The organism is Candidatus Magnetaquiglobus sp. (genome assembly GCF_058402785.1).
This window is the reverse complement of record NZ_JBZVFG010000035.1, coordinates 31,614-39,484: the sequence shown is the minus strand read 5'-3', so window position 1 is coordinate 39,484 and position 7,871 is coordinate 31,614. Positions and strand designations below refer to the sequence as shown.

Sequence of the window (7,871 nt, the reverse complement as noted above, 5' to 3'; positions counted from 1 at the left end):
TCACCTCGGGCTCGGGCGCTGACGTCACCTCGGGCTCGGGCGCTGACGTCACCTCGGGCTCGGGCGCTGACGTCACCTCAGGCTCGGGCGCTGACGTCACCTCAGGCTCGGGCCCATTCCACTGGTCCCAGGGTGGGGCAAAACGGCGGATCTCCACCCACGCCCGCCCTCCCCCCACGGATTCGACCGCAACCGGCTCCGACGCAGGCAGCGCCGATTCCACGTCGGAACGTATCCAGGGGTTGAGCGGATACTTCGGCTTGGGGGTTGGGTTCACGGGGATCTTGAGCCGGCGTACAAAGTTGGTCGAAAAAATCGGGTCACCCGATTATAGAAGATCAGTGTCAAGGTGTCCATTTCCGACGATGCGGCCAAGCTGGATCGCTTTGTCACGCCTTGCGCGAATGTGCTTCCTTGCCCTTCGGGCAGAGGAGGAGCACAGAAAAATCGCGCAAGCGCGCGAAATAAAGAAAAAGGGAATTCTAAGAATAATAATTTAAACCGCGTCTGTTTTGAGATGCGTCGTTTCCCGCAAGGCCACAGTGCACAATACGAGCTTCGTTTCCAAAAAGCGGAAACGAAGCTCGCGAAGGCTGCGCTCGGCGCATTTTTCGCAAAAGAGGCGAAAAATGCTTCTTTGAGAAGAGCGCGCTCAAGTCAAAAGCAAAGTCCCAAGGGCTTTGCCCTTGGATCCCACCAGGGGGATACCCCCCTGGACCCTTGATCATGGAACGACGCCTCAGGTACTGAGTTCGGTTTAGAAATAAAAACTTAAAGAATTTACCCTGAACCCCGTCAGTCGAACCATCCCGTCCTGTCAGCTCCTCGCCCCACCTACCCCCCTGACTTGACATCCGCCACTCAATACCACGGCTGGGGAATCCGACCCAGATAGACCGGACCGGACCGCCGGGCGAACCAGTCGCTCAACGCCGCACCAATCGCTGGATAAAGCGGTGCCGTGGCCCAGTCACGAACCGGCAACCACACCAACGCGCTGGCACGCACCTGCTCGGGATTCATGCTCGGCTCGCCCACATGTTCCACGCGAAACACCAGATGCACCGTGGATCGCTCGGTGCGGGTCTCGGCGACATGCAACAACTCCCCAGGCACGACGACAAGATTCAACTCCTCGCGAAACTCACGCACCAGACAGTCGTGCAAAGTCTCGTCCGCCTCGAGATTGCCTCCCGGCAGATTGAACCGATCGTGCTCCCCATAGCGATAACGCAGCACCAGCAACTCCTGGCCGCGCAACACCACCCCACAGGGACGCACGATCGGCATGGTCAGGTTGCCTCCAGATCCGATTCCGCCTCGGCAGCCGCCGCCCGACGCTCGGCCTTGCGCTTGAGAGCCTCGGGACGCACCGCCACCTTCTTGTCGCCAAACAGAACCGTCTTGAGCCAGTCAAAGGCGAAATCAAGCAGCGCCTCGTCATCGGTGCGCAACCGCTCGATGGTCTCCTCCGGAACGTCGAACCGCTCCAGAAAACTCGACTGAAAGAGAAACCGACGAAACTCCTCGGTATCGGTGCTGGCCATATAGAAGAATTCGGAGAGCTGCATGGAGGTGCGCACCTCATCCCCCGCCGAACGACGCTTGAGAATCAGCTCCATCCACCCCTTGTTGCGCGCGTCATAGCCGTCCGAACCCTGATCCTTGCGCCAGGAGTCGATGGTCCAGGAGGTGGTCTCCTGGTGCCCCAGACAGTAGGGCTCCTTGACCAGATAGAAAAACTCCTCGTTGGCGTTGGCGGTATCCGGTCGCATCAGCGCCAGACCGATGGGATAGTAACGGCAGGCCACGGGCCGATCCGAGTAGACCGAACACCCCTCCGGCGTGTTGAAGGGACATTTGCCGGTCTCCTCGTCCATGCGGATCAATGGCACCGGGAGTTGTCCCTTGGCAAGGGTATAGGGAGAGGCATACTCGTAAAGGAAGGTCTCGGCGGTGATGTTCAGGCGACGCCGCAGACGCAGGATGTCGTAAGGGGTGAGGACGATCTCGATGTTGGCGCAGCAGGCGTTGAAACAGGCCACGCCCGGATGGCAGCGGAACTGAAAATGGCTCTCCCCTTCCAAACGGACCGGTTGCAGGATGTTGCGCACTTCGCGCGGGATGTCGCGCATCACCGGATCGAATTGCAAGGCGTGATCGCGCTCGGCGTGCGAAAAGGAGGAGTCGGTTGGGTCGCTCATGGGTGGTGGTCGGAATCCATTTAGAAGTTTTGATAACGTTTCGGGATCTCCCGGTCCATCAATGCCAAGCAATTATCGCCCACCCAGGGGTCCAGGGCAACGTTCCAAGCGTGAATCCGCGCGCTTTGGCCATTCAAGACACGCTTTGGATCGTTCCCGGATCACGGCAATCCCAGCAACCGGTTCCATACCCATGCGCACTTGTCACGTTCATTAATTCTCGTCCGTGCGTTGACACACCCGCACCCGGCCCGTATCCTTGGGGAATCATGACGACTCTCTTACCCCACGGATCCCCCGTCAACCCATGAAAACCCCGGAACACGGCATGATCTCTGCCCGAGCGCGGGATCGCATGGTGCGCGAACTGCTGGAAAAACAGGGGATCGACGATCCGCGCGTCCTGACGGTGATGCGCGACACGCTGCGTCACCTGTTCGTCGAGGAGGCGCTGGCCAGTCGTGCCTACGGAGACGAAAACCTGCCGATCGGCGACGGCCAAACCCTCTCCCAACCCTACACCGTGGCACGCATGAGCCAGGCCCTGATGCTCGACGGACGCGAGGAGATCCTCGAAATCGGCACCGGCTCGGGCTATCAGACCGCGATTCTCGCCAGGCTCTGTCACAAGGTCTATACCATCGAACGTCTCCCGGCGCTTGCCGATTCGGCACGCAAGCGACTGCGACGCCTGGGCTATCACAACGTGGTCTGCCGTCAGGGGGATGGCACCCTCGGCTGGCCCGAGGAGCGTCGCTTCGACCGGGTGATCATTACCGCCGGCACCCCGGTCACCCCGGAAAACGTGATCCGTCAACTGGCCCCCTTTGGTCTGCTGGTGGCTCCCGAGGGGACACTGACCGTCCAAACCCTGGTCCGCATCCGACGCGAGGCCGATGGCAGTCTGCATCGCGAAACCCTGGAACCGTGCCGTTTCGTCCCTCTGGTCGGCGCTCAGGGGTGGAAGGAAGCCCGGTCATGAGGCACGAAATCCGGCACCGTCTCGCGGACATCAACACCGCGCACGCGGTCGGAATGCTGTTGTTTTCGTTGTGGATCGGCGGCTGTACCGGCACCGGGGCCCTGCCCCCGGCCACCGATTCCACGCCGGTGCGCATCGAGCAGGGTCCGCCCCTGACCCAAAAAGAGGCGTTCGCACCCGCCAGGCCCGTTGGAAAATCCGACCCGGATCGATTCTACATCGTCAAACCCAAGGAGACCCTCTGGTCGATCGCCGCCGCCCACAAGGTGGATGTGGCGACCCTGGCCGCCTGGAACGGCCTTTCGAAATGGCAGAAGCTCCAGGTTGGACAACGGCTGCGGGTCGTCGCGCCCAACCCCAACGACGATGAGCGCAAAACTTCGGAATACGAAAAGCCCCCCCTCCCCACCAAATCCAACGCCATCGGCGCAGCGCCCAGGCCCGCCGACGCGCCCACCAGATCCGTGGATGCCGGATCCGACGCGCCCACCAACGCCGTCCCGAAAAGCGCCGACACCCCCACCAACGCCATCCCCACAGCCGCAGAAACCCCCTCCGCGCACATTCCACCCCCTGCCCTGGCCATGCGCGAAAAACCGGCCTTTCCGGATCTGCCCTCCGCGCGCGACGCCGCTCCGGAGAGCGATGGCGCCCAGAAAAACCTCTCGCCCAATCCACCGGCCCGGTGGATCTGGCCCCATTCAGGCCGGATCATCAGCCGCTTCGGACAGTTCGGCGCGCGCCGCAACACCGGTATCGATATCGCCGCCAATCCGGGCGATCCGGTGATGGCCGCCGCCGACGGGGTGGTCGCCTACGCGGATCAGGGGTTGGCCACCTATGGCAACATGGTGTTGTTGCGGCATGGCGGCGCCTTCATGACCACCTACGCCCATGTGCAGAAGATTCTGGTCAAGCAGGGACAGGCGGTGCGCGCCGGCGAAACCATCGCCCTGGCCGGTCAATCGGGCGTGACCGTCTCGCCGCGTCTCCATTTTGAAATCCGACGTAGCATTGAGCCGCAAAATCCCTTAGAGTATCTCCCCAAACGGGATTGATGACGCCATCGGCACGATTCATTCACCCGATCCAGGGCGATCATCCGTTTTTCCCATTCGGTTTCATGGATATGGCAACATCATCGTAGGATGCGATCTCACCGTGACCCATCATCCCTTTTCACTCGACATTCGCCCCCACGCCTTCATCCGGCACCGTGACTGTCCGCCCGGTCTGCTCGATACACTGACCCTCTGGCGCGACCATCCGGAGCAACGTCCACCCTTCCTGCAACTGCTCATCACCGACGCCGAACCGCGGACCTCCCGGCTCTGGGCCGACCGTTTTCGGGCGCGGGCCGAACGGCTGGTGGTCCTCGGCATCGGCGGCAGTTCGCTGGGCGGCAACATGCTGGTGAGCACCCTGGCGGGACCCGGAAACGGCGTCACCTTTTTCGAAAACATCTGTCCGGAACAGTTGGCCGCGCTCTATGCACAGGACTGGCAGACCACCCGTCTTCTGGCGGTGAGCAAATCCGGGGAGACCCCGGAAACCCTGGCGCAACTGCTGACCGTGTTGCCGGTGCTCGAGGCCCATGTCGGGCGTGCGGCCCTGGCGGACCATCTGGCCGTGGTCACCGAGAATCCCGCCAGTGCCCTGGGCACCATCGCCGCCACCCTCGGGGTGCCGATCATCCCGCATGCCGCCGTGGGAGGGCGTTTTTCGGTGTTGTCGGTGACCGGATTGCTGCCCGCGGCCTTTGCCGGCATCGACATCGACGCCCTGGTGGCCGGCGCGCGGAGCATGGCCGAGCGGTGTCTGCTCCCGGATCCGGTCGCCAATCCTGCCCTGCGCCACGCCCTTGCCCAGGCCTCCATGGCCGAGGCGGGACGCAATATGAGCGTGCTTCTCACCTATGGATCCCGTCTGGAGACCATCGCCACCTGGTTTCGGCAGCTCTGGGCCGAAAGCCTCGGCAAAATCGATCCCCAAGGCCGCAAACAGGGCTTGACCCCGGTCGAAGCGCGCGGCGTGGTGGATCAGCATTCCCAGTTGCAACTCTATCTGGACGGCCCGGAGGACAAACAGTTCACCCTGCTGTTCGATCCCATGCTGGCAGACATGGGTCGGACGATCGATGCGGGCCCGTTTGCGACCCTTCCGGCCATCGCTCCCCTGGCGGGACGATCGGTTGGCGAGCTGTTCACCGCCGAATATCTCGGCACCCGCGATGCGCTGCTCAATCGCGGCGCGCCGTTGCGGGAGTTCCGGCTCTCGTGTCGCGATCCATTCGCCCTGGGCGAGCTGTTGCTTTTGTTGGAGATGGAAACCGCGTTGGTCGCGGCCTGTCTGGGGGTCACCCCATTCGATCAACCCGCCGTCGAGGATGGCAAGAAGCGCACCCGCTCCCGCCTGGAAGCCTCGACACCTGGCACACTTCTCAAGGAGTAGAGATCATGTACCCATTGACCCAACATCAGCGCATCGACGCGGTGCGCGCGCAACTGCTCGATCAAGGTTTCGAGCACACCGGCAGCATGCATGTCGATCTGCCCACGGCCATTCTGTACGAATGCGCCATTCATCGCAACGAGGGTCACATCGCCCAAGGTGGCGCCCTGGTCGTGGAGACCGGCCAGTATACCGGTCGCTCGGCCAACGACAAATTCATCGTCGATGAGCCCTCCAGCCGCGATCGGGTCGCCTGGGGCGCGGTCAACCGTCCTTTCCCGGAGGAGCGATACAATGCACTTCGTGCCCGTGTCATGGCGCATCTCAAGGATCGGGAGCTTTTTGTCCAGGATTGTCGTGTCGGTGCCGATACCCGCTATCAGCGCCGCGTGCGGGTGATCACCACCTCGGCCTGGCAATCGCTTTTTGCCCGCAACCTCTTCATCCATCCGGAACTGCCCAAGGAGTTGGTGGCCCTGCCTGATTTCACCCTGATCAACGCTGGTGGGTTCCAGGCCGATCCCCAGGTGGATGGCACCCGTTCCGAGGCTTTCATCCTGCTCCATCTGGGGCGTCGGGAAGCGCTCATCGGTGGCACGGCCTATGCCGGCGAGAACAAGAAGGTGGTCTTCTCGCTGATGAACTATCTGTTGCCCTTGCAGGGGGTATTGTCCATGCACTGTAGTGCCAACGTCGGCGAACAGGATGACGTGGCGATCTTTTTCGGGCTGTCGGGCACCGGCAAGACCACCCTTTCCACCGATCCGCGGCGGCGCATGATCGGGGACGACGAGCACGGCTGGTCCGAGCACGGGGTGTTCAATCTCGAGGGGGGGTGTTATGCCAAGGTGATCCGGCTTCATCCCCAGGCCGAGCCGGACATCTGGGAGTGTACGCGCAAGTTTGGCACCGTGTTGGAAAATGTGGTGCTCGATCCCACCAGTCGGCGCGCGGATCTGGATGACGACTCCCTGACCGAAAACACCCGTGCCGCCTACCCTCTTGCCTCCTTGCCCAAGATCCAGATCAGCGGCAAGGCCAAGCATCCGGCGCATGTGATTCTTCTGACCGCCGATGCCTTTGGCATCATGCCGCCGGTGGCCAGGCTGACCGTCGAGCAGGCCATGTATCATTTCCTTTCCGGCTACACTGCCAAGCTCGCCGGCACCGAGCGTGGCATCACCGAGCCCAAGGCCACCTTTTCGGCCTGTTTCGGCGAGCCGTTCATGGTGCTCGATCCGGTTTTCTATGCCGATCTGTTGGGCAAGAAGCTGGCCGAGACCCAAGCCAAGTGCTGGCTGATCAACACCGGGTGGACCGGTGGACCGTATGGAGAGGGGTTCCGCATGCCGATTCAGGAGACCCGTGCCATCATCGATCGTATTTTCGATGGGGATCTGGATTTGGCCAGAACCCGTGTGGATCCGGTATTTGGTTTTGAAGTACCGATGGAGGTCTTGCATGTCGATACCCGTCATTTGAATCCCCGTTCCACCTGGAAGGATCCGGAGCGTTACGACCGGCAGGCGCGGGAGTTGGCGGAGCGTTTCGTGGCCAATTTCTCCGAGAAGTTCGCGGAGCGGGTATCGAGTCGGATTTTGTCGGGTGGGCCGATCCTGGGTTGAAAATGGGAGGGTGGGAGGAGGCCGAAGGTCCCCGGTGAAACTGTTGCGGGGGACCGGGGGCCGAAGGTCCCCGGTGAAACTGTTGCGGGGGACCGGGGGCCGAAGGTCCCCGGTGAAACTGTTGCGGGGGACCGGGGGCCGAAGGTCCCCGGCGGAGGTTCGGAGGCAGCGCCTCCGAGGTTTTGCCTTTGACTCTTCTTGGTCTTGTCTTTGTCTTTTAGCGCGCTCTACAAAAAAAGGCGATTTTCACGTTTTTTGTGAAAATCGCCTGCGCGCCGCCTTGGCCTTGAGATCGTTTCGCGCCTTTGGCGAAACGATCTCAAGAACATGGCCAGAAACAAGCCGCCGGTGGGCGGCGACTGAGCTGACCAACAAACCGCCCAAGGTCACTCATGGCCCGTGAGCAATTCGCCCTGCTTCGTTGCCCAAAAACGGCAACAAAGCAGGGCACATGAGACCGCGCGCTTGCGCCATTTTTCGCAAACAACGCGAAAAATGGCTTATCGTGAAGAGCGCGCGAAAAACCAAAGTCTCAAACGTCAAAGTCGCGGGGCGCTGCCCCGCCCCCGCCGGGGGCGATAATCGCCCCCCGTCCCCCGTGATGACGGG

General features: G+C 61.9%; 7 protein-coding genes. 5 read left to right on the top strand and 2 right to left on the bottom strand.

Annotated features, from left to right (window positions below; translation table 11 throughout):
* The first annotated feature begins 349 nt into the window (after positions 1–349).
* Complete coding sequence (locus ACV4UY_RS11870) at positions 350–724, top strand: hypothetical protein (RefSeq protein ID WP_491607800.1); 375 nt, start codon at positions 350–352, stop codon at positions 722–724.
* A gap of 137 nt (positions 725–861) precedes the next feature.
* On the opposite strand, the gene ACV4UY_RS11865 is transcribed toward ACV4UY_RS11870, so the two are convergent.
* Together ACV4UY_RS11865 and ACV4UY_RS11860 are read right to left on the bottom strand one after the other, a co-directional pair.
* Positions 862–1,290, bottom strand: a complete 429-nt coding sequence (locus ACV4UY_RS11865; protein ID WP_491607799.1) for an NUDIX domain-containing protein — start codon at positions 1,288–1,290, stop codon at positions 862–864.
* Between the two features lie 2 nt (positions 1,291–1,292).
* The gene (locus ACV4UY_RS11860) at positions 1,293–2,204 is read right to left on the bottom strand and encodes a YkgJ family cysteine cluster protein (RefSeq protein WP_491607798.1); all 912 of its coding nucleotides are present in this window, start codon (positions 2,202–2,204) and stop codon (positions 1,293–1,295) included.
* Positions 2,205–2,511: 307 nt separating this feature from the next.
* Here ACV4UY_RS11860 and ACV4UY_RS11855 point away from each other — a divergent pair, with 307 nt between their 5' ends.
* The 4 genes from ACV4UY_RS11855 (at position 2,512) to pckA (ending at position 7,262) form a co-directional block, all read left to right on the top strand.
* Positions 2,512–3,186: a protein-L-isoaspartate(D-aspartate) O-methyltransferase gene (locus ACV4UY_RS11855; RefSeq protein ID WP_491607797.1), complete on the top strand. Its 675-nt coding sequence runs from the start codon at positions 2,512–2,514 to the stop codon at positions 3,184–3,186.
* Positions 3,183–4,244 carry a peptidoglycan DD-metalloendopeptidase family protein gene (locus ACV4UY_RS11850; RefSeq protein ID WP_491607796.1) on the top strand — a complete coding sequence of 354 codons (1,062 nt, stop codon included), beginning with the start codon at positions 3,183–3,185 and terminating at the stop codon, positions 4,242–4,244. The genes ACV4UY_RS11855 and ACV4UY_RS11850 overlap by 4 nt, the downstream gene beginning before the upstream one ends.
* Positions 4,245–4,347: 103 nt before the next feature.
* The gene (locus ACV4UY_RS11845) at positions 4,348–5,637 is read left to right on the top strand and encodes a phosphoglucose isomerase-related protein (RefSeq protein WP_491607795.1); all 1,290 of its coding nucleotides are present in this window, start codon (positions 4,348–4,350) and stop codon (positions 5,635–5,637) included.
* Between the two features lie 5 nt (positions 5,638–5,642).
* On the top strand, positions 5,643–7,262 hold the full coding sequence (gene pckA, locus ACV4UY_RS11840) for a phosphoenolpyruvate carboxykinase (ATP) (protein ID WP_491607794.1): 1,620 nt from the start codon (positions 5,643–5,645) through the stop codon (positions 7,260–7,262).
* The last annotated feature ends 609 nt before the right edge of the window (positions 7,263–7,871 follow it).